Origin of the sequence: Streptomyces sp. NPDC048504, from assembly GCF_043200035.1 — a bacterium.
Taxonomy (GTDB): Bacteria; Actinomycetota; Actinomycetes; order Streptomycetales; family Streptomycetaceae; genus Streptomyces.
The window spans coordinates 425,978-450,364 of the sequence record NZ_JBICXA010000004.1; the positions used below are offsets into that span (position 1 = coordinate 425,978).

At 71.7% G+C, this 24,387-nt stretch carries 21 protein-coding genes and 1 pseudogene; 14 read left to right on the plus strand and 8 right to left on the minus strand.

What is annotated here, in order from left to right:
• Window positions 1–53 precede the first annotated feature (53 nt).
• The 4 genes from ACGFY9_RS12855 (at window position 54) to ACGFY9_RS12870 (ending at window position 3,969) form a co-directional block, all read left to right on the plus strand.
• Window positions 54–1,406 (plus strand): hemolysin family protein, encoded by a 1,353-nt coding sequence (locus ACGFY9_RS12855; RefSeq protein WP_393753749.1) that lies wholly within the window; start codon window positions 54–56, stop codon window positions 1,404–1,406.
• Window positions 1,403–2,416, plus strand: a complete 1,014-nt coding sequence (locus tag ACGFY9_RS12860) for a hemolysin family protein (RefSeq protein ID WP_393753750.1) — start codon at window positions 1,403–1,405, stop codon at window positions 2,414–2,416. Before ACGFY9_RS12855 ends, ACGFY9_RS12860 begins: the two co-directional genes overlap by 4 nt.
• Before the next feature lie 413 nt (window positions 2,417–2,829).
• On the plus strand, window positions 2,830–3,612 hold the full coding sequence (locus tag ACGFY9_RS12865) for an SGNH/GDSL hydrolase family protein (protein ID WP_393753751.1): 783 nt from the start codon (window positions 2,830–2,832) through the stop codon (window positions 3,610–3,612).
• Between the two features lie 6 nt (window positions 3,613–3,618).
• Entirely contained in the window at window positions 3,619–3,969 is a 351-nt protein-coding gene (locus ACGFY9_RS12870; protein WP_393753752.1) for a DUF4326 domain-containing protein, read from the plus strand.
• Between the two features lie 103 nt (window positions 3,970–4,072).
• Here ACGFY9_RS12870 and ACGFY9_RS12875 read toward each other — a convergent pair whose 3' ends face one another.
• Together ACGFY9_RS12875 and ACGFY9_RS12880 are read right to left on the minus strand one after the other, a co-directional pair.
• Window positions 4,073–4,630: a hypothetical protein gene (locus ACGFY9_RS12875; RefSeq protein WP_393753753.1), complete on the minus strand. Its 558-nt coding sequence runs from the start codon at window positions 4,628–4,630 to the stop codon at window positions 4,073–4,075.
• Window positions 4,631–4,696: 66 nt separating this feature from the next.
• Complete coding sequence (locus ACGFY9_RS12880) at window positions 4,697–5,308, minus strand: hypothetical protein (RefSeq protein WP_393753754.1); 612 nt, start codon at window positions 5,306–5,308, stop codon at window positions 4,697–4,699.
• Between the two features lie 223 nt (window positions 5,309–5,531).
• Here ACGFY9_RS12880 and purB point away from each other — a divergent pair, with 223 nt between their 5' ends.
• Both purB and mug read left to right on the plus strand, forming a co-directional pair.
• Window positions 5,532–6,974 carry an adenylosuccinate lyase gene (purB, locus tag ACGFY9_RS12885; RefSeq protein WP_393753755.1) on the plus strand — a complete coding sequence of 481 codons (1,443 nt, stop codon included), beginning with the start codon at window positions 5,532–5,534 and terminating at the stop codon, window positions 6,972–6,974.
• Complete coding sequence (mug, locus tag ACGFY9_RS12890; protein WP_393753887.1) at window positions 6,971–7,516, plus strand: G/U mismatch-specific DNA glycosylase; 546 nt, start codon at window positions 6,971–6,973, stop codon at window positions 7,514–7,516. Before purB ends, mug begins: the two co-directional genes overlap by 4 nt.
• Before the next feature lie 4 nt (window positions 7,517–7,520).
• Here mug and ACGFY9_RS12895 read toward each other — a convergent pair whose 3' ends face one another.
• The 3 genes from ACGFY9_RS12895 to ACGFY9_RS12905 form a co-directional block, all read right to left on the minus strand.
• A complete protein-coding gene (locus ACGFY9_RS12895; protein WP_393753756.1) occupies window positions 7,521–7,964 on the minus strand; it encodes a hypothetical protein in 444 nt (147 codons plus the stop codon).
• Window positions 7,965–8,052: 88 nt separating this feature from the next.
• Window positions 8,053–8,775, minus strand: a complete 723-nt coding sequence (locus ACGFY9_RS12900) for an ABC transporter permease (protein ID WP_393753757.1) — start codon at window positions 8,773–8,775, stop codon at window positions 8,053–8,055.
• A gap of 2 nt (window positions 8,776–8,777) precedes the next feature.
• Entirely contained in the window at window positions 8,778–9,698 is a 921-nt protein-coding gene (locus ACGFY9_RS12905) for an ABC transporter ATP-binding protein (RefSeq protein WP_393753758.1), read from the minus strand.
• Between the two features lie 108 nt (window positions 9,699–9,806).
• Between ACGFY9_RS12905 and ACGFY9_RS12910 the strand changes: the two genes are divergently transcribed.
• From ACGFY9_RS12910 to ACGFY9_RS12920, 3 genes are all read left to right on the plus strand, one after another.
• A complete protein-coding gene (locus ACGFY9_RS12910) occupies window positions 9,807–10,961 on the plus strand; it encodes a sensor histidine kinase (RefSeq protein ID WP_393753759.1) in 1,155 nt (384 codons plus the stop codon).
• A gap of 14 nt (window positions 10,962–10,975) precedes the next feature.
• Window positions 10,976–11,638 (plus strand): response regulator, encoded by a 663-nt coding sequence (locus ACGFY9_RS12915; protein ID WP_393753760.1) that lies wholly within the window; start codon window positions 10,976–10,978, stop codon window positions 11,636–11,638.
• 99 nt (window positions 11,639–11,737) lie between these two features.
• Window positions 11,738–12,892 (plus strand): ROK family transcriptional regulator, encoded by a 1,155-nt coding sequence (locus ACGFY9_RS12920; protein ID WP_366497229.1) that lies wholly within the window; start codon window positions 11,738–11,740, stop codon window positions 12,890–12,892.
• Between the two features lie 229 nt (window positions 12,893–13,121).
• Here the strand turns inward: ACGFY9_RS12920 and ACGFY9_RS12925 are convergent, their stop codons facing one another.
• Together ACGFY9_RS12925 and ACGFY9_RS12930 are read right to left on the minus strand one after the other, a co-directional pair.
• A complete protein-coding gene (locus ACGFY9_RS12925) occupies window positions 13,122–13,883 on the minus strand; it encodes a GntR family transcriptional regulator (protein WP_033283475.1) in 762 nt (253 codons plus the stop codon).
• A gap of 239 nt (window positions 13,884–14,122) precedes the next feature.
• Window positions 14,123–15,007 (minus strand): RNA polymerase sigma-70 factor, encoded by an 885-nt coding sequence (locus ACGFY9_RS12930; RefSeq protein ID WP_393753761.1) that lies wholly within the window; start codon window positions 15,005–15,007, stop codon window positions 14,123–14,125.
• 158 nt (window positions 15,008–15,165) lie between these two features.
• On the opposite strand from ACGFY9_RS12930, the gene ACGFY9_RS12935 reads away from it, so the two are divergent.
• On the plus strand, window positions 15,166–15,996 hold the full coding sequence (locus ACGFY9_RS12935; RefSeq protein ID WP_393753762.1) for an alpha/beta fold hydrolase: 831 nt from the start codon (window positions 15,166–15,168) through the stop codon (window positions 15,994–15,996).
• A gap of 45 nt (window positions 15,997–16,041) precedes the next feature.
• Here the strand turns inward: ACGFY9_RS12935 and ACGFY9_RS12940 are convergent.
• A pseudogene (locus ACGFY9_RS12940) lies at window positions 16,042–16,935 on the minus strand (DMT family transporter); the annotation flags it as partial.
• Between ACGFY9_RS12940 and ACGFY9_RS12945 the strand changes: the two are divergent.
• The 4 genes from ACGFY9_RS12945 to ACGFY9_RS12960 all read left to right on the plus strand — a co-directional run bounded on the left by ACGFY9_RS12945 (window position 16,926) and on the right by ACGFY9_RS12960 (window position 24,322).
• Window positions 16,926–18,374 carry a PLP-dependent aminotransferase family protein gene (locus tag ACGFY9_RS12945; RefSeq protein ID WP_393753763.1) on the plus strand — a complete coding sequence of 483 codons (1,449 nt, stop codon included), beginning with the start codon at window positions 16,926–16,928 and terminating at the stop codon, window positions 18,372–18,374. The pseudogene ACGFY9_RS12940 and the gene ACGFY9_RS12945 overlap by 10 nt on opposite strands.
• Before the next feature lie 136 nt (window positions 18,375–18,510).
• A complete protein-coding gene (locus ACGFY9_RS12950) occupies window positions 18,511–20,094 on the plus strand; it encodes an alkaline phosphatase D family protein (protein ID WP_393753764.1) in 1,584 nt (527 codons plus the stop codon).
• 140 nt (window positions 20,095–20,234) lie between these two features.
• A complete protein-coding gene (locus ACGFY9_RS12955; protein ID WP_393753765.1) occupies window positions 20,235–21,662 on the plus strand; it encodes an SWIM zinc finger domain-containing protein in 1,428 nt (475 codons plus the stop codon).
• Complete coding sequence (locus ACGFY9_RS12960) at window positions 21,659–24,322, plus strand: DUF6493 family protein (protein WP_393753766.1); 2,664 nt, start codon at window positions 21,659–21,661, stop codon at window positions 24,320–24,322. The genes ACGFY9_RS12955 and ACGFY9_RS12960 overlap by 4 nt, the downstream gene beginning before the upstream one ends.
• Window positions 24,323–24,387: the final 65 nt, after the last annotated feature.

Sequence of the window (24,387 nt, forward strand, 5' to 3'; positions counted from 1 at the left end):
CGACATCGCGCGAACCTCCCTGCCCTGTCCGATCATGGGACGGAGGTGACCCGATGACCGAAGTGCTTCTGCTGCTGGTGGCGATCCTGCTGTCGCTCCTCTGCGGTGCCTTCGTCGCGGCCGAGTTCTCGCTGACCACCGTCGAGCGCGGCGAGCTGGAGCGCGCGGTCGAGCGCGGCGAGCGGGGCGCCGCGGGTGCCCTGAAGGCCGTACGGAATCTGACGTTCCAGCTTTCCGGGGCGCAGCTCGGCATCACCGTCACCAATCTGGTCGTCGGCATGCTCTCCGAGCCGTCGATCGCGGCGCTGATCGCGGGCCCGCTGGAATCGCTGGGCATCTCGCACTCGGCGTCGAAGTCCGTGGCGCTGGTGCTGGGTACGGCGCTGTCGACGGTGTTCCTGATGGTCGTCGGCGAGCTGGTGCCGAAGAACTGGGCGATCTCGTCGCCGCTCAGCGTGGCGAAGCGGGTGGGGAACGCGCAGCGGTGGTTCAGTGCCGCGTTCCGCCCGTTCATCAGCCATCTGAACAACACGGCCAACCATGTCGTGCGGGCCTTCGGTCTGGAGCCTGCCGAGGAACTGGCCTCCGCGCGCGGGCCGCAGGAGCTGGCCGCGCTGGCCCGGCACTCCGCCAGGGAGGGCGCCCTGGAGCCGGACACGGCCGAGCTGTTCGTACGGACCCTCAACCTCGCCGATCTCACCGCGGAGAACGTGATGACGCCCCGCGTCCAGGTCGTCGCCCTCGACGCCCAGGCGACCTGCGAGGACGTGGCGAACGCGACCCGGGCGACCGGGCTGTCCCGGTTCCCGGTCTTCCGGGGCAACCTCGACGAGGTCGTCGGCACCGTGCACATCAAGGACGTCCTGGCGGTGCCGGCCGACCGGCGGGCCCGCTTCCCCCTCTCCGAGGTGATGCGCGAACCCCTCCTCGTCCCGGAGTCCCTGACCGTGGACCGCCTCCTGGACCGGCTGTCGGGCAAGCGCACGATGGCGGTCGTCATCGACGAGTACGGCGGTACGGCGGGGGTCGCGACCCTGGAGGACATCGTCGAGGAGGTCGTGGGCGAGGTGCGGGACGAGCACGATCCGCACGAGACACCCGACCTGGCTCCGGCCGGGACGGACGACGACGGCCGCACGCTGTACTCGGCGGACGGCGCCGCCCGTATGGACCAGCTCGCGCGCGTGGGACTGCGGGCGCCGGAGGGGCCGTACGAGACGCTGGCCGGTCTGGTGGCCAGTGAGCTGGGGCGGATTCCGGAGGTCGGGGACGTCGTCGAGGTCGCCGGTTGGCGGATCGACGTGGTGGACGCGTCGGGGCGCAGGGCCGCGCGGCTGCTGCTGCACGCGCCGCTCGACGACGCCGGTTCCGACACCGGTTCCGACTCCGCGAAGGGGGAGCTGTGACCGCCGTACAACTGCTGATCGGGTTGGCGACGCTGGTCGTCAACGCCTTCTTCGTGGCCGCCGAGTTCGCGCTGATCTCGGTGCGCCGCAGCCAGATCGAGCCGCACGCCGAGGAGGGCGACCGGCGCGCCAAGAGCGTGCTGTGGGGGCTGCAGCACGTGTCGGCGCTGATGGCCGCGGCCCAGCTCGGCATCACGCTCTGCACCCTGGTGCTCGGCATCGTCGCGGAACCGGCGATCGCCCATCTGCTGGAACCGGTGTTCCACGCGGTCGGCGTGCCGGAGGGCGCGGGGCACGCGGTGTCCTTCGTGATCGCGCTGGCAGCGGCGACGTACCTGCACATGCTGCTGGGCGAGATGGTGCCGAAGAACATCGCCCTGGCCGAGCCGGTCCGCAGCGCGCTGCTCCTCGGACCGCCGCTGGTGACGTTGTCCCGGGCGCTGCGTCCGGTGATCTTCACGATCAACGCGTTCGCCAACACCCTGCTCAAGCTGCTGCGGGTCGAGGTCAAGGACGAGGTCACGGCATCCTTCTCGGACGCCGAACTCGCCCGGATCGTCCGGGACTCCGGCGAGGCGGGGCTCATCGACGAACGGGCCCTGGAGCGGCTGAACGACGCGCTGGAGCTGGGCAGGCGGCCCGTGCGGGACGTCGTGCTCCCCCTGGAGCGCGTCGACTACGTGGTCGCGGGCATCACCCCCGCGGAGCTGGAGGTGCTGTCGGCCGAGTCCGGCTTCTCCCGCTTCCCCGTGGTGGACGGCGAGCGCCGCATCATCGGCTACCTGCACGTCAAGGACGCGCTCGACGCCTCGCCGCGCAACGAGCCGTTCAAGGTGGAGGACATGCGCTCCATCGCCAACGTGAAGGAGAGCACCCCGCTCGACGACGTCCTCACCGCGATGCGCAGCAGCCGTACGCATCTCGCGGCGGTCCTCGACGAGGAGGAGCGCCTGACCGGACTGGTGACCATGGAGGACGTACTGCGGGAGCTGTTCGGGCAGCGGGCGTAGCCGGGGCGGGCGCCGGTGAAAACTGGGGCGGGTGCCGGTGGATACCGGGGCGGGTGCCGGTGGATACGGGGCAGATGCCAGTGGAAGCCAGGGCGGGCGGAGCTGGAGGCTGAACAGGTACCGGCGGAGGCCGGGCGGGCACCCGCGGAGACCGGGCGGGCCCGGTGAAGGCCGGTCGGACACGGCTGAAGGCTGAGCGGGCTCGGCGGAGACCGGGCGGACGCCCACGGAGACCGGGCGAGCGCGGCTGAAGGCCGGTCGGACACAGCTGCAGGCTGAGCGGATACCGGCGGAGACCGGGCAGGCGCGGCTGACGGCTGAGCGGGCTCGGTGAAGGGCGGGTGGGTGCCGCTGGAGGCTGGTGGAGGCCGACCTACCGGCGGGTATGGACGCGGGATATCATCTTCGTCGCCATGCAGACGAATCCCACGCACACCAGCCTGGTCGCGATCGGCGACTCCTTCACCGAGGGCATGTCGGACCGGCTCCCGGACGGCACCTACCGGGGCTGGGCGGACCTCCTCGCCGGCCGGATGGCCGCCCGGACGCCCGGCTTCCGGTACGCCAACCTCGCCGTGCGCGGCAAGCTGATCGCGCAGATCGTCGACGAGCAGGTCGGCCCGGCGGCCGCCATGCAGCCCGATGTGATCACCCTCGTCGGCGGCCTGAACGACACCCTGCGCCCCAAGTGCGACATGGGCCGCGTCCGCGCCCTGCTGGAGGAGGCCGTCGAACGCCTCACCCCGGCCTGCAAACACCTGGTCCTGATGCGCAGCCCCGGCCGCCAGGGCCCGGTCCTGGAGCGCTTCCGCCCTCGCATGGAGGAACTCTTCGCCTGCGTCGACGACCTCGCCGCCCGCCACGGCGCCCTCGTCGTCGACCTGTACGGCGCCCCCTCGCTCGCCGACCCGCGCGCGTGGGACGTCGACCGCCTCCACCTCACGGATGAGGGCCACCGCCGCGTCGCCGAGGCGGTCTGGCAGACCCTCGGCTACGAGGCGGAGGACCCGGAGTGGCGCACCCCTATGCCGCCGACCCCGCCCCCGAACTGGACCGCCCGCCGCGTCGAAGACGCCCGCTTCACCCGCCAGTACCTCCTCCCCTGGATCGGCCGCCGCCTCACGGGCCGCTCCTCGGGGGACGGCCTCTCACCCAAGCGCCCGGACCTGCTCCCCTACGAGGGGCCGGCGGCGTAACTCCCCATGACCACGCGGGTGATCAACATCAGGGGCCACATCCACGAGTACGGCCCCCGCCTGGAACTCGCCCCGGACGACATCACCTACGTAGGCCGCCGCTGGACCCTCGGCGGCTGGGACCTCCCCCGCCACCCGCTCTACAACCCCTTCGCCTACGACACCCCCACGCGCCGCCGGGACGGCACACGCGCGGAGGTGATGGCGAAGTACCGGGGGTACCTGCTGGAGCGGCCTTATCTGCTGGAGCTGATTCCGCCGCTGCGCGGACGGGTGCTGGCTTGCTGGTGTGCGCCGTTGGCCTGTCATGCGGGGGTGTTGGCAGAGCTTGCCGATGGCGGCGACTGCGGGCCGTGATGTGGGTCCCGTGCCCGGAGATCCCGACCGTGACGTGGGTCTGATGCCGGCCCCGCCGGGGATCGCCCGGGAGCGGGGCCGTGCCCGCTCGGCCTGCGGGGCCTCATGCCCCCTGAACCGAGACGTCCGTGATCTCCGCTGACACCTCTGTGCCCGCCGAAGCAGTACTGATCATGGACGGCGTGTAGTTCAGGCTCGTCTCGTCCGACAACTCGGCCGTCTCGATGACCGGGCCGGACTCATCGCCGTGGATCTCGTAGGTGATCTCGTACACGGCGTCGGGATCGATCTCCTCGCTGTCTCCCAGATAGGTCAGGTCCGGCTCGACCGTCACGTTGCAGCCCGCCGACCCGAAGCAATGCCGGGCGGTGGTCCTGAGCCCGATCGCGAAACTGTCGGCGTCGACTTCGCTGTAGTTCGGCTCCGGAGTCGGCTGCTCTGCGGGGACGGCGTCCTCGTCGTGTGCGGTCGACGTGGCCGTGGCGGCCGGTTTGCTGTCGTCGTTCGTGGACTGCACGACCACGACACCGGTGGCCACGATGGCAGCGATGACGGCGATGGCCGAGCCGATGATGACCAGGTCGGTGCGCGGCTTCTTCGCCGGTGGCGACGGTTCGTTCGGCGGCATGGACGGCATCGGCGGCACGCTGGTGTCGGTCATGGTCCCCCCAGGGACAGTCGTTCCGTTCGTGTTCCGGCGCGAACGCCCCCACGCCCGCAGAACCGGCTATGACCAGCCCCCGGTGAAGTTGCTGCTCAGCTGTGCGTTGCAGATGTTGTAGCCGCCGGACGCGTGGCCCTCCTTCGTCTTCCCGTCCGCGGTGACCGAGCAGTTGATGTCCCCGGAGCCCTGGAGCTGCGCGTGCACGTCGTAGTACAGGGCGTCCTTGTCGAGGGTCAGCGTCGCCTCGAACTTGCCGTCCTTGAACGTGCCCTTACGCGTGTCCGAGTCGGAGCCGTACCCGATGTCGAGACCGCCGAGGGCACCTGCGGGGGCGGTGCCCCACACCTTGAAGACGACCTTGCCGTCGGTGGCGTCCTTCTTGGTGCCGTTCTTCTTCGTATCGTTGGCGGCCTTGTCGGAGCTCTTGCCGGCGGGCGCCGCGCTCTTCGAGCTGCCGCTGGAGTCGTTGTTGCCGCTACCACCGCCTCCGATGGCGGCGACGATGATGACGATGACGACGAACAGACCGACGATACCGAGGCACCCGAGGCCGACGACCTTCCCGACGGAGCGCTTCTTCGGGGGCTGCGGCTGGAACGGCGGCTGCCCGTAAGGCTGTTGACCACCATTGCCCCACCCCGGCTGCTGTGGCGGGTAGGGCGGTTGGTTGCTCATGTGTCCCCCTGAGGTCTTCGCTGGTAAATGCGAGATGTGTGACTTGTAAACACAGCATGTGGTTGCTGCCTACTGGGGGGATTCACCCATTCGTGTCGGGGCAGATGTCCGGCCTCCCGGACGGCTCCGTCGCCGTCCGCTGTCCGGAGAGTCCTTGACCTGGGATCCCTGGGGTGAACGGACGGTCCGGACCCCGCAAAGACGCCGGGTAAACTCCGTACACGTGACTTCCGCTCCCGCCAAGCCCCGCATCCCGAACGTCCTCGCCGGACGTTACGCATCCGCCGAGCTCGCCACGCTCTGGTCTCCCGAGCAGAAGGTGAAGCTGGAGCGGCAGCTCTGGCTCGCCGTGCTGCGGGCCCAGAAGGACCTCGGGATCGAGGTGCCGGACGCGGCGATCGCGGACTACGAGCGTGTGCTCGACCAGGTCGACCTGGCCTCGATCGCCGAGCGCGAGAAGGTCACGCGGCACGACGTGAAGGCGCGGATCGAGGAGTTCAACGACCTCGCCGGGCACGAGCAGGTCCACAAGGGCATGACGTCCCGGGACCTGACGGAGAACGTCGAGCAGCTGCAGATCCGGCTCTCGCTGGAGCTGATGCGCGACCGTACGGTGGCCGTTCTGGCGCGTCTCGGCAAGCTGGCCGGTGAGTACGGCGAGCTGGTCATGGCCGGCCGCTCGCACAACGTGGCCGCGCAGGCCACCACCCTCGGCAAGCGTTTCGCGACCGCCGCCGACGAGCTGCTCGTGGCCTACGGCCGGGTGGAGGAGCTGCTCGGCCGCTACCCGCTGCGCGGCATCAAGGGCCCGGTGGGCACGGCGCAGGACATGCTGGACCTGCTCGGCGGCGACGCGGCGAAGCTCGCCGAACTGGAGCAGCGGATCGCCTCCCACCTGGGCTTCTCGCAGGCTTTCACCTCGGTCGGCCAGGTGTACCCGCGCTCGCTGGACTACGAGGTCGTGACCGCGCTGGTGCAGGTCGCGGCGGCGCCCTCGTCGCTCGCGAAGACGATCCGGCTGATGGCCGGGCACGAGCTGGTCACCGAGGGCTTCAAGCCGGGCCAGGTCGGTTCCTCCGCGATGCCGCACAAGATGAACACCCGCTCCTGCGAGCGCGTCAACGGCCTCATGGTCATCCTGCGCGGCTACGCCTCGATGACCGGCGAGCTGGCGGGCGACCAGTGGAACGAGGGCGATGTGTCCTGCTCGGTGGTGCGCCGGGTGGCCCTCCCCGACGCGTTCTTCGCGCTCGACGGTCTGCTGGAGACCTTCCTGACCGTCCTCGACGAGTTCGGCGCCTTCCCGGCGGTCGTGGCGCGTGAGCTGGACCGCTATCTGCCGTTCCTCGCGACGACCAAGGTGCTGATGGCCGCGGTCCGCGCGGGTGTCGGCCGCGAGGTCGCGCACGAGGCCATCAAGGAGAACGCCGTGGCCTCCGCGCTGGCGATGCGCGAGCAGGGCGCCGAGCGCAACGAGCTGCTGGACAAGCTCGCCGCCGACGAGCGCATCCCGCTGGACCGCGCCCAGTTGGACGCGCTGATGGCCGACAAGCTGTCCTTCACGGGCGCCGCGGCCGACCAGGTCGCCATCGTCGTCGCCCGTGTCGAGGAGCTCGCGAAGCAGCACCCGGAGGCCGCGGGTTACACCCCGGGGGCAATCCTCTGACCCGCTTCACCCAGGCCGAGCTGGAGGCCGCCCACGACCGTCTCGTACCGGACGTCGTCGCGGACGGCCTCGCCGTGCTGTTCTGCGGTATCAATCCCGGTCTGATGACGGCGGCCACGGGCCACCACTTCGCCCGTCCCGGCAACCGCTTCTGGCCCGTGCTGCACCTGTCCGGCTTCACCCCGAGGCTCATGAAGCCCGCGGAGCAGGGGGAGTTGCTGTCCTACGGGCTCGGCATCACGAACGTGGTGGCACGGGCGTCGGCCCGGGCCGACGAGCTGAGCGCGGAGGAGTACCGCGAGGGCGGACAACTCCTCGCGTCGAAGCTGACGGGGTGGAAGCCGCGCTGGCTGGCCGTCCTCGGAGTGACCGCGTACCGGGCCGCGTTCGACGACAAGAAGGCCCAAGTAGGCCCGCAGGAGCGGATGTTCGGGGACACGCGGGTGTGGGTGCTGCCGAATCCGAGCGGATTGAACGCGCATTGGACAGCGGCGACGATGGCCGAGGAGTTCGGGCGGCTGCGGGCGGCGGCGCAGGACTAGACCCTCAGGGCGGGTCCATCTCCGTTACGACGGCCAGGAGCTGGAACGGGAACTCCTTGTCCCACTGGGACACGCCGAGGGCGATCCACCGGCCGGTCTCCGGCGACTTCCACAGGTGTACGTCCGGCACGTGCGCGCTGAGCGAGGCCCAGGGCTCCGGTATGTCCTCGCCGCCCTGGGACCGCCCGAACGCGCTCTCCAGGCTGATGACATGGGGCGCACTCCAGCGTTCGACCAGCCGCTCGCCGAGTCCGTCCCGGTCGAACTCGTACTGCGCCTCTGCCTTCTCCCGCTCCGTCCCGTCGTCCTCCCAGAGGTCGCCGCTCGTCTGCAGTTCGGCGATGTGATACCCGGGTCCTCCCGTACCCACGTCCGTCCTGCCGTGCTCCGCGGGGAAGGCCCGGGTGCACAGCAGGTCGATCGTCGCCAGCCAGTGCGTGATGTTCATGCCTCCAGTAGACCGGCCACCACTGACAATTGACGGGGCGTCAGTGCCCGCTTGGGGTTAAACGTTCCGGCACGTCCAACGTCAGATGTCAGGCGTCCCGGCGCCGCACGCTCCATGCCCCCGCCGCCAGCGCCGCCGTAGCCCACAGGGCCGTCACCCCGAGTCCGGTCCACGGCCCCGTCGCCCCGGCCCAGGTCTGGTGGAGCGCGACCTGGCCGGCCCGGTCGGGCAGGAGGTCCGCGATGCCGCTCGACGCGTCGCCGACCACGAAGGACACGATGAGCAGGAACGGTATGACGATGCTCAGCGTCGCCACCCCGCTGCGCAGCACCGCGGTGAGACCGGCCGCGAGCAGGGCCATCAGCGTGAGATAGACGGCGCAGCCGACCACACCGCGCACCTGCTCCGCCCAGCCGAGCCCGTCGGCCTCGGCGCCCAGCACCGCCTTGCCGGTCACCAGCGTCACCACGCCGGTGACCAGGCCGACGGCGAAGACGGGCACGGCGATGGCCGTCGCCTTGGCCGCGAACCAGCGCCCCCGGTGCGGCACCGCGGACAGTGACAGCCGTAGCGCTCCGCCCTGGAACTCGGAGGACACGGCGGTCGTGCCGAAGGCGATCGCCGCGATCTGGCCGAAGGTCACGCCGAAGAAGACCGCGAACAGCGGGTCGAAGTCGTCGCCTCCGGTGTCGGACGAGGCGAGCACGGAGAAGAGCACCGTCACCGCGAGGATCATGGCGAGGGCCGCGAGCTGTGAGCGCAGGGTGCGGATCTTGATCCACTCGGAGTGGAACACGGGCGTGAATGTCATGGTCAGGCCTCCTGGTGCGGTGCGGTGAACTCGGTCTCCGTGGCGGTCAGATCGAGATAGGCCTGCTCCAACGTGCCCTCGACGGCGGTCAGTTCGAGGATCGGTACGCCGGCCGCGGACAACAGGGTGCCGATCTCGTCCACGCGTGCGTGCGCCACGGTCCAGTGCCCTTCCTCGTGTTCCGCGCCGTCGAGCCCGTGTCCGGCGAGCGCGTTCTTGAGGGCGCCGGCGTCCGTCGTACGGATGCGTACGTGGGGTTGCACGCGCGCGTCGATGAAGTCCCGCATCGGGGTGTCGGCCAGGAGGCGGCCGCGGCCGAGTACCACGAGGTGGTCGGCGAAGGACGCGGTCTCGTTCATCAGGTGGCTGGAGACCAGGACCGTGCGGCCCTCCGCCGCCAGCCGACGCAGCAACTCCCGGATCCAGACGATGCCTTCGGGGTCGAGGCCGTTCGACGGCTCGTCCAGCAGGACCACTTCGGGGTCACCCAGGAGAGCACCGGCGATGCCCAGCCGCTGACGCATGCCCAGGGAGTACGTCTTCACCCGGTGCCGCGCGACCGACGCGAGTCCCGTCTCCTCCAGCACCGCGTCGACCCGGGCGGCCGGAATGCGGTTGCTCGCCGCCAGGGCGCGCAGATGGTCGCGAGCGGTACGGGAACCGTGCGCGGCCTGGGCGTCGAGCAGGGCGCCCACGTGGCGCAGCGGCTCGGCGAGCGCGGCGTAGGGGCTGCCGCCGATGGTGGCGGTTCCGGAGGTGGGGCGGTCGAGGCCGAGGACGAGGCGCATGGTGGTGGACTTTCCGGCGCCGTTGGGGCCGAGGAAGCCGGTGACCTTGCCGGGGCGGACGTCGAAGGTGACGTGGTCCACGGCCCGCCGGGTGCCGTACTCCTTGGTGAGGTCTCGTACGTCGATGCTGGTCATGACCAACAGCCTGGCCGTGCACGGGGGTTGGGGCCTCCCCCGCCGGTGGAGATCGTCTCCCCCGCCCGGGGGAGGCCGATTGTCAGTGCCGGATGTCACGATGTCGGAATGGCCCGCTTCCTGCGCCCGCTGCTCCGGGGGACGACGTACACGCGTCTGCTGCACCTCTGGGTGCCGATGCTCATCGTGAGTGTCTGGCTGTTCATCGACATGTCGACGCCCTACGTGCCCGCGCTCATCCTCCTCCCGGTCGGCCTGATCCCGGCCGTGCGTACGGGTGAGGGGGTGCAGGCACGGCTGCTGCTGACGCCGGGCAAGCAGGACGCGGGCATCTCCGTGGCGCCGGCGGCGACCTGGCGGGACCGGGGCCGGACCGTGTTGTGGTTGGAGACACGGATGGCGCTGAGCGTGCTGGCTTCGTTCAGCACCATTTGGGGGCCGCTCCTGTCCGTCACGCTCGTCGGGTTGGCGATCGGCAAAGTACCGGACGGCGTCCCCGTGCTGAGCAACGCTCAACCGCACTGGGGATACGCTGTCCTGGCACTGCTCCCCCTGATCGCGACGTACGCCGCCGTCGTCGGCCTCGGCGAATTGGCCACGCTGCTGGCCCGGAAGTTGCTCGGCCCCTCGCGCGCGGAGCAACTCGCCGCCCTGGAGGAGCGCACCGAGCAGCTGCTGGAACGCACGCGTATCGCGCGGGAGTTGCACGACTCCATCGGCCACGCGCTGACGGTCGCGGTGGTGCAGGCAGGTGCGGCCCGGGCGGCGGGTGATCCGGAGTTCACCGAGCGGGCGCTGGGTGCCATCGAGGAGACCGGGCGGGCCGCGCTTGAGGACCTGGAGCGGGTGCTGGGCGTGTTGCGGGAGGCGGAGCGGCCGGTGAGCGGCCGGCCGACGCTGGTGGACGCCGACCGGCTGTTGGAGTCGGCGCGGGCCTCCGGGGCGAAGGTCGACGCGGAGGTGACCGGGCCGTTGGAGACGGTGTCGGGGCCGGTCTCCAGGGAGGGTTACCGGATTCTGCAGGAGGCGCTGACGAATGTGCTGCGGCACGCGGGATCCGTCCCCGTGCGGGTCCGTATCGGCGTCGCCGACGGCACCCTCGATCTGGAGGTCCGCAATCCGCTGACGGCGGCGATACCGGGCCCGGGCCGGGGCAGTGGCCTGCGGGGCATACGCGAGCGTGCCGCCCTGCTCGGAGGCTGGGCGCACACCGGGCCCGACGAGGGTGACTGGCAGGTGCACGCGGTGCTGCCGCTGGGCTGATCTAGGCTGGCCGGATGCCGGTCACCGTTCTCCTGGTCGATGACGAACCCCTCGTACGCGCGGGTCTGCGGGCCGTGCTGGAGGCGCAGCCGGACATCGAGGTGGTCGGGGAGGCCGCCGACGGGGCGGCGGTGATCCCGCTGGTGCGGCGGCTACGGCCGGACGTGGTCGCCATGGACGTACGGATGCCGCTCCTGGACGGCATCGAGGCCACGCGCGCGGTGCTGCGCACGGTCGACGATCCGCCGAAGATCCTGGTCATCACGACCTTCGAGAACGACGAGTACGTGTACGAGGCGCTGCGGGCCGGTGCCGACGGGTTCCTGCTGAAGCGGGCGCGGCCGGCCGAGATCGTGCACGCGGTACGGCTGGTGGCCGAGGGCGACTCGCTGCTGTTCCCGGCCTCCGTACGGCAGTTGGCCGCCGAGTACGGCGACGACGGCGGGAACCGGGCGGCCCGCGCGGTCATGGAGCGCGCCCAACTGACCGAGCGTGAGGCCGAGGTGCTGCGGCTGATGGCACGGGGCCTGTCGAACGCGGAGATCGCCGCCCGGCTGGTCGTCGGGACCGAGACGGTGAAGTCGCACGTGAGCGCCGTGCTGGCGAAGCTGGGGGCGCGGGACCGTACGCAGGCGGTGATCGCGGCGTACGAGTCGGGGTTCGTGGCGCCGGGGTGAATCAGTGGGGCGAGTGGGTCGGGGGCGCCCGGCTCTCGCCGCGGTCCGCCGCGCCGAGTACGATCCGCCCAACACGCGCACGAGCTGGGAGGACAGACCTTGGCGGGGCTGACCGGCGGGGACCCCTCGCTGCTGCGGAGGATCAACTCCGCGGTGGTGTTGCACGCGTTGCGTGCCACGGACTGCGCCACGCTGACGGAGATCACCCGGGTGACCGGTCTGTCCCGGCCGACCGTCGAGGGCGTCGTCGAGGGACTGATCGAGGCCGGGCTGGTCGTCGAGAAGGCGGCCGACGAGAGCGTTGTACGGCGGCAGGGGCGGCCCGCGCGGCGGTTCCGGTTCCGGGCCGAGGCCGGGCATCTGCTGGGCCTGGAGATCGGCGCACATCGCGTCGCCGTGCTCCTCGCCGACCTGGACGGCCGGGTGCTCGGCGCGATAGCCAAGGACGTCGACGAGACGGCTTCTGCGGACGAGCGCCTGGAGCGGCTGCGCACCGCGGTCGCCGAGCTGCTGCGCCGGGCCGGGGTCGCACGCGGCTCGCTGCGCGCGGTGGGCGTCGCCACGCCGGGCATCGTCGAGGCGGACGGCACCGTACGACTGGGCACGGCGTTGCCCCAGTGGACGGGGCTGCACCTCGGCGAGCGGCTGAGCCGGTCCTTCAAGTGCCCGGTGCTGGTCGAGAACGATGCCAACGCGGCGGCGGTCGCCGAGCACTGGAAGGGTGCGGCGACCGAGTCCGACGACATGGTGATGGTGCTGGCCGGGTTGAGTCCGGGCGCCGGTTCGCTGATCGGGGGGCGGCTGCACCGGGGGTATCGCGGAGCCGCCGGTGAGATCGGCGCGCTGCATCTGCTGGGGCGGGACGTGACTCCGGAGACGCTGCTGTCCACCACGGACGAGCCGCTGCATCCGTTGGACGAGCAGGCTGTGGCGCAGGTCTTCGCGCTGGCGCGGGACGGTGACCAGCGGGCGATGGCAGCCGTCGACCGGTTCATCCAGCGCCTTGTGCACGATGTCGCCGCGCTGGTGCTGGCGCTCGATCCCGAGTTGGTCGTCGTGGGTGGTTGGGCTGCCGGGCTGGACGGTGTACTGGAGCCGTTGCGGCGGGAGTTGGCGCGGTATTGCCTGCGGCCGCCGAAGGTTGCCCTGTCGTTGCTCGGGGAGGCGGCTGCGGCGACTGGGGCGCTGCGGTTGGCTCTTGACCATGTCGAGGAGCAACTGTTCGCGGTCGAGGGCACGGTGACGCGGCGCTAGCTTGGCGGCGTCGGTCGTGTGCCGGGTGCGGGTCCGTCGTGGCTGGGCGCGGTGGTCGTTTGTCCAGTGCGGGTCCGTCGTGGCTGGGCGCGGTGGTCGTTTGTCGGGTGCGGGTCCGTCGTGGCTGGGCGCGCAGTTCCCCGCGCCCCTGAACCGCGACCGGTGCTGGGAAGGAACGCGGCGCGCCCCGGTGGAGTTCCGGGGCGCTACGCGTGAGCCGTGATCTCGGTCAGGAGGCCTGGCGTTCTGGGCCGTGGTGGATTTCCACGCCTCCGGAGTCGGCGAAGGTCAGGCGGCAGGTGTCCGCGCGGTAGGTCGCGACGGAGACCGCGGCGGTGCGGCCCTCGGCGAAGAAGCGGGTGGTGACGACAAGGACCGGGGCTCCGGGGAGGCGGTCCAGTTCCTTGGCGTCGTCCGCGCGGGCCGAGCCGAGTTCCACGGCGCGGTCCTGGCCCTCCAGTTCGAGGCGCTGCAACTCGCGCAGTACGGCACGCGCGCGTGCCGTCGCTGAGGGAGTGTCTATGGCGGAGAGGTCGGGCACCGACGACTCCGGGATGTAGAGCAGTTCGGCGGCGACCGGCTGGCCGTGGCTCACCCGGGAGCGCCGCACGGTGTGGACCAGTTCCTCGGAACCGGTCTCCAGGACGTCCGCCACGGCCGCCGGCGGAGCCGCCAGCACACAGTCGACGGACTGCCAGGCGTCCTCCCCGGCGCCCGGCCAGGCGTGCTGCTCGGTGCCGACGGCGACACCCACGCGCGGCGGCGCGACGGTCGTACCGACTCCGCGACGGCGCTGCAGCCGGCCTTCCAGTTCGAGTTGTTCCAGAGCCTGCCGGAGCGTGGCCCGGGCGACGCCGAAGCGGGCCGCCAAGTCGCGCTCGTTGGGCAGGATCTCGCCCACGGAGAACTCGGAGTCCAGTGCCTCACTCAGCACTGTCTTGAGATGCCAGTACTTCGGCTCCGGCACCGATTCCAACTGCGTGGTCCCCACCCTGTCCTCCGCAATCGCCGTGTTCCGGCGGCGTTTTAGCGCCCTTGTTTATTAAAGGTTGTTTCACTTATCTGCGACCATAGGACGGCCCCCACCCTTGGTCAAGACCAATCCTCCATGTCATACGCAATGCACAGAGCGTCTGCCGCAGAGCGTTCACAGGGCGTTCGTACTGGGTGTTCTTCGTGACGTAACAGCAAAGCCCCCGTCGCGAAACGGGGGCTCTGTCCGGGCCGCGGCTAAGCGGAAGCCAGTGATCGAAGCTTGTCGGGGTTGCGGACGATGTAGACAGACCGGATGCGTCCGGCGGATACGTCCACCTGGAAGACGCTGTCGGGCGTGTCACCCGAAAGGATCAGTACCGCGGGTCCGCCGTTGAGCTCCAGGAAGCGGAACGACATCTCCGGGATGCCCTTCCCGGCGACGGCGACCAGGAAGCGGCCCACATTGTCGGCACTCTCCAGGATCCGCAGCGGCGCCTTGGACTTGCCGCCGCTGTCGCCGATCAGACGGACGTCCGGTGCGAGCATCTTCATGAGGCCCGCCAGGTCTCCCTCGGCCGCCGCGGCGAGGAACCGCTCGGTGAGATCGCGGCGTTCGGCAGGGTCGACCTCGTAGCGCGGGCGCCGTTCGTCGACATGCTTGCGGGCCCGTCCGGCGAGTTGGCGCACCGCAGGCTCGCCGCGGTCCAGCATGGCCGCGATGTCGGCGTACGGGTAGCCGAACGCCTCCCTGAGGACGAACACGGCGCGTTCCAGCGGGGACAGCGACTCCAGGACGACGAGTACGGCAAGGGAGACGGAGTCGGCGAGCACGGCACGCTCTGCCGTGTCGGGGACGGTGTCCCCGAAGTCGGTGACGTACGGCTCCGGCAGCCACGGGCCCACATAGGCCTCGCCGCGCGCCTTGACCTGGCGGAGTCGGTCGATGGCGAGGCGCGTGGTGACGCGCACCAGATAGGCGCGCGGTTCGCGGACCTCGGCGCGGTCGGCGGCGGACCAGCGCAGCCAGGCGTCCTGGACCACGTCCTCGGCGTCGGCCACCCGCCCGAGCATGCGGTAGGCGACTCCCATGAGGACGGGGCGGTGCTCTTCGAAGGCATCGGTCGAGGTGTCGGTGGTCACCCCTCCATCCCATGCGTTGAGCGTGGCCCTGTCCAGCAGAAATCCGCGCGTCTCAAGGTCCCCGGCCCCTGGGGCTACCGGTCGGTAGCAGTTGCTGACAAGCTGTCTACACGGCCTGTACGGCGTCTGTCAGCGCGTCCCAGACGAGGAGCACCCCCATGTCCGCCACCGTCTCCTTCCCGGTCCCCACCCCGCGGGGCCCGAAGACCGTGACCGTGTCCTACGCGCGCGTGGGCAGCGGCGAACCGCTGCTCCTGCTGCACGGCATAGGTCATCACCGGCAGGCCTGGGACCCGGTGGTGGACATCCTCGCGACCGAGCGCGATGTGATCGCCGTGGACCTGCCCGGGTTCGGCGCCTCGCCCGCGCTCCCGGAGGGGCTGGCGTACGACCTGCCCACGACGGCCGCCGTGTTCAGGTCCTTCTGCGAGGCGCTGGGGCTCGAACGCCCGCATGTGGCGGGCAATTCGCTCGGCGGCCTGATGGCCCTGGAGCTGGGCCGCGAGAAGGTCGTACGGTCCGTCACCGCCCTCTCCCCCGCCGGGTTCTGGTCCCAGGCAGAGCGGCGCTACGCCTTCGGTGTGCTGCTCACCATGCGGCGGATCGCCCGCAGCATGCCCCTCCCGCTGGTCGAGAAGCTGGCCCGCACGACGGCCGGCCGCACCGCGCTTACCAGCACCATCTACGCCCGTCCGGGCCGCCGTTCACCCGAGGCCGTGGTCGCCGAGACGCTCGCGCTGGTCAACGCCCCCGGGTTCGACGACACGCTCCGGACCGGTACGAGCGTCCGGTTCACCGACGACATCCCAGGTATCCCGGTGACCGTCGCCTGGGGCACGCAGGACCGGCTGCTGCTGCGCCGACAGGGCGTCCGCGCCAAGCAGATGATCCCCCGTTCCCGGCTGGTGCGGCTGCCCGGCTGCGGGCACTGCCCGATGAACGACGACCCGGCCCTGGTCGCGCGCGTCATCCTCGACGGCAGCCGCTGACCGGCGCGGCAGCAGCCCCAACGCGCCCGATCCCAGGGCGACTCCGGCGCCGACGAGGGCGCTGCCGACGGCCTGCGCGGCCCCGTAGGAGCCCGTTCCGACGAGCGGCGCGGTAGCGGCGGCGGCGACCGGGATGAGGCCGGAGAAGAGCGTGGCGCGCTCCGCGCCGATCCGCTGCATGCCCATGTACCAGCACACGAAGCCGACGACCGTGACGACCGCCGCCTGCCACAGCAGCGCGGCGGCCTCGGTGCCGTCGGGCCGCCGCAGCCAGGCGGTCCCGTCGAGGACGAGCCCGGCCGTCGCGGCCTCGACCGCGGCGATACCGCACACGGTGGCCGACAGCAACCGCGGTCCCAGGGGCCGCAGTACGGGAACCGCGAGCACCGCGAAGCCCACCTCTCCCGCGAGTGCGCACCCGGAGAAGGCGATTCCGGCACCGTCCGTGCGGCCCCACCCCTGCACCGTGAACGCCCCCACGGCGACGAGCGACGCCCCGTAGAGCACGATCCGGCGCGGACGGTGTCCCTCCAGGAGGGGGACGAGGACCGCGACGGCTACCGGAGCGCAGCCCACGAAGACGCCTGGGACGGCCGGTTCGGCGCTGCGTTCGGCGGCGATGACGGCCAGGTTGAAGCCGACCATGCCGACGGCCGCGAGCAGTGCGAGACGGGCCCATTGGCGTGGGGTGAGCCCCCGCAGCCGGGCCCTCAGGTCCTTGCCGGTGAACGGGACGAGGAGCACGCAGGCGAGGCCGTAGCGCAGGAACTGGCCGCCCGCGTACGGGTAGTGGCCCAGGACGCTGTTCGCGGTGAAGGACGCGCCTACGAGGACGCAGGCGAAGGCGGCGAGCGGGGTGCCGCGGGCAGTGGTGGCGTTCATGGCAGCGACGCTAAGGAGAGCCGCGGTCCGGTTTAAGGTCCACTTCCATGACGCCATCGCGGACCAATCCGGAGGGGCCGACCGGTCCGGAGAGTCTGACGGGCTCCGCCGCCTGGGAGTTGCTGCTGCCCGCCGTGTCGGCACCGGCACGCGCGCGTGGCCGCTCCCTCCAGGCGGCGCTGCGTGAGGCGGTGCGTTCGGGGCGGCTGGCGCCGGACACCCGGCTGCCGTCGAGCCGGGACCTGGCGGCCGACCTCGGGGTGTCGCGAGGCCTGGTCACGGAGGCGTACGAGCAGCTGACGGCGGAGGGCTATCTGCGCAGCGGCCGGGGTGCGGGCACCTGGGTGGGCGGTGCCGTACGGGCTGCGCGGCCACGCGCGCGTGACCTCGCGCCGCGCTCCCCCGGCGCCCGCGCCGACTTCGTGCCCGGCACCCCGGACCTGTCGCTGTTCCCGCGTGCCGCCTGGGCCGCGGCACAGCGCGGCGTGCTGGTGGAGTCGCCGCACGAGATGCTCGGCTATCCCGATCCGCGCGGGCTGCCCCGGTTGCGTACGGCGCTGGCGGAACTCCTGGCGCGCCGCCGGGGTGTGGTCGCCGACCCGGAGCGGCTCATCGTGGTCTCCGGAGTGGCGCAGGCGACGGCGCTGCTCGGATTCGTGCTCCACGCGCGCGGGACACGCACCGTCGGCGTCGAGGACCCGGGCAGCCCCCAGCACGACGCCCTGTACGCCGCGGCGGGCGTCGGCACCGTACCGCTGCCCCTGGACGAGGAGGGTCTCGCGGTCGGGCCGCTACGGGCGTCGGGCGTACGGGCCGTAGTGACCACACCCGCCCATCAGTTCCCCACCGGCATCGCCTACTCCGCGCGGCGGCGCGCCCAACTCCTCGACTGGGCGCGGTCGGTGGACGGCCTGGTCTTCGAGGACGACTACGACGGCGACTTCCGCTACGACCGGGCCCCCGTAGGCGCACTCCAAGGACTCGACCCGGAGCATGTCGCCTACGCGGGCTCGGTCAGCAAGTCCCTCGCCCCGGGGCTGCGGCTCGGCTGGCTGCTGGTGCCCGAGTCACTGGCCGACGAGGTCGTCGAACGCAAGCGCACCATGGACCTCGGCCACCCGACGCTCGACCAGGCACTGTTCGCCCGCTTCCTGGAACGCGGCGACTACGACCGCCAGTTGCGCCGCTGCCAGCGCGCCTACCGGCAGCGCCGCGACACCCTCGTCGCCGCCCTGGAGGAGCACTTCCCCGGAGCGCGGGTGACCGGCATCGCGGCGGGACTGCACGTCATCGCCGAACTGCCGGAGAAATACGGCCCTCAGGAGGACTTCCTCCAACGCGTGGCCTCCGCCGGTGTCGCGGTGCGCCCGCTCAGCGCCTACGCACACGCGCGCGTGGACGACGCGGCCGTACGGCTGGTCCTGGGGTACGCGCATCTGTCGCCCGGGCGGATTCGTGCGGGTGTGGGTCTGATGGCCGGCGCCGTGAACCCGTAGAGAGCCTCTGGTGTCGCACGCGGGCTCCCATGTCACCGCGTTCCGTTGTTCACCCCTGGTTTGCGTGTGCGCTGTGGCGCACCAGTAGTTGTGGCAGTGCACCCTGACCGCATCCCGTCCGTGGAGGCGCAACCCCATGTCACATCGTCCGTTCCCCGCCCGCCGTAGCGTTCTGCGCGGCTCCCTGGCCGCGTCGGCGGCCCTGACCGTGCCCGCCGCCCTCGGCGCCGCCCCGGCCTTCGCCCTGTCCGGGCGTCCCAAGGCGGGCTGGGGCGTGCAGGCGGGAGACGTGACCTCCGACTCCGGTCTGGTGTGGGTGCGTTCGGACCGCCCGGCCCGGATGATCGTGGAGACCTCGGCCACCGAGTCGTTCCGCAATCCGCACCGGTGGCACGGTCCGCTGCTCGGCGCCGACACGGACTTCACCGGCACCACCCGGCTGCGCGGGCTGCCTTCGGGGCAGCAGATCCACTACCGGGTCCTGCTCGCCGACCCCGACGACCCGCGCCGTACGGGCGAGCCGGTCGACGGCACGTTCCGCACGGTGCCGACCGGGCGGCGCGGCGTGCGTTTCCTGTGGTCCGGTGACCTGGCGGGGCAGGGCTGGGGCATCAACCCCGACCTCGGCGGCTACCGGATCTACGACGCGATGGCCAAGCTGGACCCGGACTTCTTCGTGTGCAGCGGCGACAACATCTATGCCGACGGTCCGATCACGGCGACCCAGGCGCTGCCCGACGGCAGCCTCTACCGGAACGTCACCACGGAGGAGAAGTCCAAGGTCGCCGAGACCCTGGCCGAGTTCCGCGGGAACTTCCGCTACAACCTGCTCGACGAGAACCTCAAGCGGTTCAACGCCCAGGTCCCGTCGATCATCCAGTGGGACGACCACGAGGTGCGCAACAACTGGTACCCGGGCGAGGTGATCGCCGCCTCCGACACCCGCTACACGGAGAAGAGCGTCGACGCCCTGGCGGTGCGGGCCCGGCGGGCGTTCAGCGAGTACTTCCCGGTCTCGACGCTGCGGCCGGGCGCGAAGGCGGGCCGGGTCCAGCGCGTGATGCGGCACGGTCCGCTGCTCGACGTGTTCGTCCTGGACATGCGGACCTACCGCAACGCCAACTCGCCCGACAACCAGACCGTGGACCCGCAGGGCATCCTCGGCCGGGAGCAACTGGAGTGGCTCAAGCGGGAGTTGTCGCGCTCGCGTGCGGTGTGGAAGGTGATCGCCGCCGACATGCCGCTCGGCCTGGTCGTGCCCGACGCCACCGAGGGCAAGGCGAACATCGAGGCGGTGGCGCAGGGCGACCCGGGCGCGCCGCTGGGGCGTGAGCTGCAGATCGCCGAACTGCTGCGGTACATCAAGCACCGGCGGATCACCGGCACGGTGTGGCTGACGGCCGACGTGCACCACACCTCCGCCCAGCACTACCAGCCCTCGCGGGCGGCGTTCACCGACTTCGAGCCGTTCTGGGAGTTCGTCTCCGGTCCGCTGAACGCGGGCGCCTTCCCGGCCAGCGCCCTCGACAACACCTTCGGTCCCGAGCGGGTGTTCGTGAAGGCGCCGACCGCGCAGAACGTGTCGCCGGCCGAGGGCTACCAGTTCTTCGGCGAGGTCGACATCGACGGCCACAGCGGGGAGTTGACGGTGCGTCTGCGTGAGCAGGACGGCACCGTGCTGTTCACCAAGACCCTTCAGCCGGGACGGGTCGGCCAGTAACTCCACTACCCTCGTACCTGAGCCGCGCACCGGCGTCATCCCCCGGTGCGCGGCGCGAGACGACGCCTGCCAGCTCCCCGCCAGAATGGACGTATTCGCAGGTCAGAGTGACTGTCAGTGGTCGCCTCTACGGTTTTCCCATGACGCGATCTTTGCAGGCCGTGACCTATCCCCGACCCTCCGTGCTGGAGTCGTCGGCGGACGGACGGCGCCTCGGGCTGGAGACCTCACGAGGTGCGACTCCTTCGGGTGTCACCGACCATCCGCGCTTCTTCGCGGGCTTCCTGACCTCGCCTCAGGTGGCCTCGGCAGCGCTGCTGGCGGTGGCGGACGTGGCGGCCACGCGCTACTACCAGCGCCAACTGGCCGCCTCCCTCGACCCGGTGGTGACGGCGGGCGGCGACCGGCTGCGCTTCGAGTCCTTCTCCGGCTGCGGCGGGGTGTACGCGCGGCTGGACGTCCTCGCCCCCGGACTCGACAGCGACGAGGTGGGACACGGCACGACGAACGTCGACGTCAACAACCCGCTGCGCGAGGCCCTGTCCCGGATCGGCACGGACGACCCGCTCCATCTCCGGGTCGGCCCCGAGGAGTTGGCCGTGACCACGCTCGACGGCCCGGTCGTGGAGAAGAAGGTGCCGCTCCCGGACCGGTGGCTCCGCGGCTTCGCGGAGGCCCAGGTCATAGCGGCCGGCTTCGACCTGCGCGCCGAGCTGCCCGCGGCGGAGGCGGTCCGCTTCCTGCGCTCACTCCCGAAGAGCGGCGCGCGCGGCACCACGAGCGGCCCGCGCTGGGTCGTGCCGTCGGGACGCGGCCTCCGCCCCACCACCCGCCCCGTACCGGGCGCGGTCTGCCTCCCGGGCCCGGAGCGCCTGATCGCACTCCAGCGCGTCCTGCGCCATGCGACGGCCCTGCGGATCTACGGCCCCTCCGTCATCGGCGCCTCGGCGACGGCCGGTGCCTGGGAGGCCGTCCTGCCGGGGATGCGGCTCACCCTCACCCTGTCGCCGGACGCGTCACGCGGGTTCTCCGGCGAAGGCGGGGTCCTGGACGCGCTCGCCGCCGACGAGGCGGGCGAGGACGCGGAGTTGATCTCCGTACTGCTGGCCTGGGAGCCCCGCATCGACGTCGCCGACATGGCCGCCTCCTCGGGACTCACCCCCGAGCGGGTCCGCGCCGCGCTGACCCGGCTGGGCACCTCGGGGCGCGTCGGCTACGACACGGCGGAGGCGGCCTACTTCCACCGTGAACTGCCGTACGACGCGCAGCGCGTGGAGCGTCACAATCCCCGGCTGCGTTCGGCCCGCGCGCTGGTGGACGCGGGGGCGGTGACCTTGGAGGGCGCGCTCGGGACGGTGACCGCCGAGGACGGTCATGTGCACCGGGTGCGGGACGAGGCGGGGGTGCTGAGTTGCAGCTGCGTGTGGTGGGCGAAGTACCGGGGCGGGCGTGGGCCGTGCAAGCACGCGCTGGCGGTGCGGATGGTGCGGCGGGGCACCGCGCCGGAGCGGGACACGGTCCGGAACGCGGATCAGAACATGGTGCGGGTCGACGGGGGTGTGCGATGAGTTCGCTGATGGAAGCGGTGCGGGCGGGCCGGACGGCCGAGGCGATGGGACTGCTCGACGGGTTGACGGACGCCGAACGGCGGGCGTTTCTCCCGGAGTTGAAGGAACTCCGCAAGGAGCTGCGCAAGGCGCCCTGGGAGGAGCCGGCCCGCCGCGCCTATCCGGCTCTGCACGCCGCCGGAGCCGCCTGCGAGACCGGTGCGGCGGCCGCGGCGACCTGGATCGCCGCCACCGACATGCGCTGGTCGCAGTCGTCACCGGCGCTGCTGATCCACATCCTGGGCGACCGCGACACCGCCTGGCTCGCCGACGTGACGCACCGTCTCGCCGGACGCCCGGCCTCCGCCGACGTGCCGTACGAGCTGATGGCCGGTCTGGTACGGCTCTCCGGCTGCCCGGTGCCGACGACGGACGCCTACGTGCGGGGCTGGGTGGAGCACATCGGCAACCTGCGGCAGCTCGGGAACACCCTGCTCGACCGGCTGCGCAAGGATCCGCATCTCGCGGAGCTGGTGGACGCGGTCTTCGAGACGGAGGACATCGGCAGCCCCCTGGAATGGACCTCGGCCGAGGGACCGAACAGCTGGGTCGACGCGCTCGCCCAGCTCACCACCGAAGGTGTCCTGGACCGGAAGCGCACGGTGGACGCGTGTGCGTCCCGGCTGCTGCGGGGCGGTACGACCCTCGACAACCGGGTGTTCCTGCGTGTGTTGAAGGCCCTCGCCCTGACCCGCGACGAGGAGCGGGAGCGGATCGCCGACTGGCTGGCGCTGACCTCGGACGCGGTACCCACGGTGGCCTCGCACGCCCAGTCGGTGCTCGGTTCCCTGGCCCTGGACGGGGAGTTGACGCCGCGCCGGCTGGCGGAGATGTCGGACGCCGTGCTGTTCCGGCCCGAGAAGAAACTCGTCCGGGCCCAACTCGTGCTGCTGGGCAAGGTGTTGGGGCGCGACGCGTCGGCCGCCGACGACGTGCTGCCCACCCTCGCGCAGGCCTTCGGGCACGAGGACGCGGACGTACAGGAGCGGGCACTGAAGCTGGTCGAGCGGCATCTCAAGAAGGTGGGCTCCCCCGAGGTACGGTCCGAACTCGCCGCATCCGCCGCCCAGTTGACCCCCGTCCTGCGCGCACGCGCGGTCGAGACGCTGGGCGCCGCGCCGGTCACGGCGGCGTCGCTGGTGTACGAGGAGGTTCTCCCGCCCGCACCGGAGCCGGCGCGCCTCGCACCGGCACCCGAGTCCGCGGTCGAACTCGCCGAGGAACTCGGGGCGTTGCTGGCCACCGAGGGCGATGTGGCGGCGTTCGAGCGCGCGCTGGACGGGCTCGTCCGCCATGCGTATCAGGACCGGGACGCCCTCTTGGAGGCGTTGGGGCCGGTGGTCGCGCGCCGCTGGTGGGCCGGTGACGGCCCCGGGCACGTCCAGCGTCCGGACGACCACTTCAGCAGGTCGCACCACAGCTTCGGCAGCGGGTCGTACGGGTTCGACCTCCTGCTGGCCACCCTCCTGGACAAGGTGCGCACCGTCACCCTCCACGAGGGGATGCGGCGCGGTCATCGGGGCCGGGAGTGCGGGCACAGCGCACTGACGCGGGCCTTCGACGCCCGGGTGTGGGAGGTGGCGTACCGGCTCCGCGCGGAGCCGGTGCCGTTCCTGTTGTCGACGCCGAGTTGGAGCACGGGGCTGCTGGAGCCGGAGGAGCTGGTGGACCGGCTGGAGACATACCGTCGTCTCGGCGCGCCGGTCTCGGAGGCCGACTTCGCGCAGGCTCTGCTGCGGGTGCGCCGCGAGGACCGGGTGGCGGCAGCCGCAGCCGCCGAGCGGGCGGAGGCTCTCGGCACGGCGGAGGGCACCCGGCTCGCGCGCCGGCTGACGTCCGAGAGCCCCACCCTGCCGCTGAGCAGACGCCGGACGTCCGGGGCGCGCGTCGTGGTGGAGTTGGGTGAACTCCTCGATCTTCAGGAGGACTTCCCGGCGGAGTTCCGCGCGCTGGGCAAGCCGGTGACCGCCTACGGCGACCGTTGGTACTGCTACCACTGGAACCAGGACATGCAGCGGCACTGGCTCGCGATACTCCCCGAGCGTCGTGAACTGGTGGCGGCTCGGCTGGTGCGGGACGTATCCACCGCCGCGCTGGACGACACCCGCGGCGCAGCAGCCGTACTCCCGCTGCTGGCCGAGTCCGAGGGGATGGCGGGTCAGGCCACGCACCTGTGTCTGGCGTACGGGCTCGGCGCGCGGCACCCCGAGGACCGGCTCGCCGCCGTAGACGCGTTGCTGGTGCTCGCGGCGCGGGGGCAGTTGGACGGGGCCCGGCTGGGGGCGGATCTCGGGGAGCTGGTGCGGAGCGGGGCCGTGAAGCCGTCGCGGCTCGCCGAGTCGGTGCGGACAGGGGCGGCGACCGGGGCGAACGCGACCATCTGGGGGATCCTCCGGCACACCCTGGCCGCGCTGCTCGCCGACCTCGACGCTGATGCCAAGCCCGCCCACACGCGGGGGCTCGGGGACCTCCTGGCCGTGGCCGCCGAGTGCGCAGAGCGGTCGGGGGCGCGGGGTGAACTGCCGCATCTGGCGCAGACGGCGGCCCGGGGCGGCTCGTCCCGGCTGGTCACGCAGGCACGTCGGCTGCGCAGTGCGCTGGTGGAGGAGGTGGCCGCATGACGTAGGGCGACAGGGCTGACCTCCGGTACTCCGCACTCACCAAAAGAACGGCAAAAGGTACAGAA

Excerpts from the sequence above, each read along its gene's own strand:
- ACGFY9_RS12895 (WP_393753756.1), bottom strand. The coding sequence starts at position 7,964 with ATGAACATCACGCACTGGCTGGCGACGATCGACCTGCTGTGCACCCGG.
- ACGFY9_RS12900 (WP_393753757.1), bottom strand. The coding sequence starts at position 8,775 with ATGACATTCACGCCCGTGTTCCACTCCGAGTGGATCAAGATCCGCACC.
- ACGFY9_RS12950 (WP_393753764.1), top strand. The coding sequence starts at position 18,511 with ATGTCACATCGTCCGTTCCCCGCCCGCCGTAGCGTTCTGCGCGGCTCC.
- ACGFY9_RS12875 (WP_393753753.1), bottom strand. The coding sequence starts at position 4,630 with ATGACCGACACCAGCGTGCCGCCGATGCCGTCCATGCCGCCGAACGAA.
- ACGFY9_RS12880 (WP_393753754.1), bottom strand. The coding sequence starts at position 5,308 with ATGAGCAACCAACCGCCCTACCCGCCACAGCAGCCGGGGTGGGGCAAT.
- ACGFY9_RS12945 (WP_393753763.1), top strand. The coding sequence starts at position 16,926 with ATGACGCCATCGCGGACCAATCCGGAGGGGCCGACCGGTCCGGAGAGT.
- ACGFY9_RS12915 (WP_393753760.1), top strand. The coding sequence starts at position 10,976 with ATGCCGGTCACCGTTCTCCTGGTCGATGACGAACCCCTCGTACGCGCG.
- ACGFY9_RS12935 (WP_393753762.1), top strand. The coding sequence starts at position 15,166 with ATGTCCGCCACCGTCTCCTTCCCGGTCCCCACCCCGCGGGGCCCGAAG.
- ACGFY9_RS12855 (WP_393753749.1), top strand. The coding sequence starts at position 54 with ATGACCGAAGTGCTTCTGCTGCTGGTGGCGATCCTGCTGTCGCTCCTC.
- ACGFY9_RS12905 (WP_393753758.1), bottom strand. The coding sequence starts at position 9,698 with ATGACCAGCATCGACGTACGAGACCTCACCAAGGAGTACGGCACCCGG.
- ACGFY9_RS12910 (WP_393753759.1), top strand. The coding sequence starts at position 9,807 with ATGGCCCGCTTCCTGCGCCCGCTGCTCCGGGGGACGACGTACACGCGT.
- ACGFY9_RS12870 (WP_393753752.1), top strand. The coding sequence starts at position 3,619 with ATGACCACGCGGGTGATCAACATCAGGGGCCACATCCACGAGTACGGC.
- ACGFY9_RS12865 (WP_393753751.1), top strand. The coding sequence starts at position 2,830 with ATGCAGACGAATCCCACGCACACCAGCCTGGTCGCGATCGGCGACTCC.
- ACGFY9_RS12960 (WP_393753766.1), top strand. The coding sequence starts at position 21,659 with ATGAGTTCGCTGATGGAAGCGGTGCGGGCGGGCCGGACGGCCGAGGCG.
- ACGFY9_RS12955 (WP_393753765.1), top strand. The coding sequence starts at position 20,235 with ATGACGCGATCTTTGCAGGCCGTGACCTATCCCCGACCCTCCGTGCTG.